This window comes from Paenibacillus cucumis (ex Kampfer et al. 2016) (assembly GCF_019748695.1).
GTDB lineage: Bacteria > Bacillota > Bacilli > Paenibacillales > Paenibacillaceae > Paenibacillus > Paenibacillus polysaccharolyticus.
On sequence record NZ_JACLIC010000059.1, the window covers coordinates 1 to 482 of the forward strand.

General features: G+C 57.3%; 1 protein-coding gene. It reads left to right on the forward strand.

The genetic code is table 11. The annotated features are described in order from the left end of the window. Window positions 1-482: condensation domain-containing protein (locus tag H7T88_RS28190; protein WP_221791695.1), on the forward strand; the 482-nt coding region annotated here is incomplete at both ends.

Here is a 482-nt window from a genome sequence, read left to right on the forward strand (position 1 = left end):
ACGCCTTGCAACACCTGGTTGCCCGCCATGAGGTGCTGCGAACTTCGTTTGAATGGGAGGGGGACGTACCGGTACAGCGGGTACAGGCCGACCTTACCTTTGAGCTGGAAAAGGGGAACGGCCATACGGCGGAGGAGATGATGGAAGCCTTCGTGCGTCCGTTTGACCTGAGCAAGGCACCGCTACTGCGAGCGGCTCTAGGGGAACTGGAGGGCGCGCGTAGTCTGCTACTTATCGATATGCACCATATTATTTCAGATGGTACAACCCTCAGCCTGCTAATCGAAGAATTTATGGCGCTGTATGAAGGGAAGAGCCTGCCAGCACAGCGGGTGCAGTACAAGGATTATGCCCAGTGGCAGAACCAACGCATGAGCTCGGGCGTGCTGGAGCAACAAGAGGCGTACTGGCTGAAGCAGTATGAGGGGGAGGTGCCGGTGCTGGATCTGCAGGGCGATTATCCGCGTCCAGCTGTATTCAGC